This is a genomic window from Oleiphilus sp. HI0067 (assembly GCF_001635735.1).
The window spans coordinates 1-1,489 of sequence record NZ_LWFI01001116.1 but is presented as its reverse complement, the minus strand read 5'-3'; the positions used below and the strand labels follow the sequence as shown (position 1 = coordinate 1,489).

Here is a 1,489-nt window from a genome sequence, read left to right as displayed (position 1 = left end):
TTTAGTCTGATCAATAATCACTTCAAACTTCTTCGTCTGAATACCCCAATCATCATTAATATTTGTAAGTTCAGACAGCTCAGACATCTTGGCTTTCAGGGCATCGACTCGTTCAAATAAGGTCTCGATATCTTTTGCGTATAGGCGATATTCAACGGGATTTTTCACCGGTGTACCGTTTTCAATTCGCTTTAAGGTTGCTTGCACATCTGGGAAATTTTCAAATAAATACGCATTTAAGCCCTTAATACTTTGATCGACAGCCGCCAAAGTATTTACATTCACGACAAACAATGTGTAGTTGGGGCTAGCAGGCTCTGGCGTATGAGGCAGAACAAAACGCGGCCCGCCAGCCCCAATGTATGAAATCCAAGAGGTGATCCCTTCAGGACGATCTTCATTCACTTGGAAGTTTTCTTTGATCGCTTCACTAATCTCGCTAGACAACTTTTCAGTCACACTGATATCGGTACCAAGTGGATACTCGAGCTCCATTTTGAAATATAAGCGGTCTGATGGCGGGAAGAAAATTTTTGGCACGTACTTCATCATATAGCCTGCTGCAAATAAGGCTACAACTACAGAGATGATAACGAGGAAACGATTTTTCAAACTGAAGCTCAACACTTTGACATAGATCGTTTGTACCAAGGAGTCTTTCTCAACCGTTTTTTCACTAGGCTTGAGGAAATATACGCACAGCATAGGAATCACAGTCATTGAAATCACCCAAGAGCAAAGCAAGGTAATCGTAACAACTTTGAACAATGAGGAGGTAAATTCGCCGACAGCTGATTCAGCCAAATAGATGGGTAAAAAGGCCGCGCCGGTAGTTAAAGAAGACGTTAAGAGCGATAAACGAAGCTCCGCCGCCGAATCGATCGCAGCTTCAATAGCTTTTTTCCCTTCCTTCATTTGAACCAAAATACTCTCTGACATCACAATGCCATTATCAACCAGCATACCAAGCGCGATAATCAATGCAGCGAGTGAAATCTGATCCAAACCAATATCTATGTTATACATCACTAACAATGCTGCTAGCATACTGGAAGGAATAAGCAGAGAAACGATCAAACCTGTTCTCATTCCGAGCGTAACAAGCATTACTCCTGCTACCACGGCAATGGCCTGCAGTAAGTTAACGACAAAGCCTTTTACCTTTTCATCTACCTCATGTGGAGAGAAATTGACCTCGTTAAAATCCACCCCTATCGGATAGATTGATTGTAGCTGAGCAATATGCTCTCGCACCTGTTTACCTAACTCGATATTATTACCACCCTCTCTCATAGAGATAGCGATACCAATTGCTGGCTCTCCGTTATAACTCACAATAGAAGATCTAGGATCAACGTATCCTGATCTTACCGACGCGATATCCCTTAAATACACAACACTTTTACTACCCGGTATAGGAAGTATTGTGTTTGCAATGTCTTCAACGGATTCAAAATTACCGGATGGTTCTAATTCAATGCGCTCTTCA

Annotated in this window: 1 protein-coding gene; it reads right to left on the bottom strand. The window is 42.0% G+C overall.

Annotated features, from left to right (window positions below; all coding sequences use genetic code 11):
* A partial coding sequence (locus tag A3739_RS16170; RefSeq protein WP_197472369.1) for an efflux RND transporter permease subunit occupies positions 1 to 1,489 on the bottom strand: 1,489 nt, incomplete at both ends.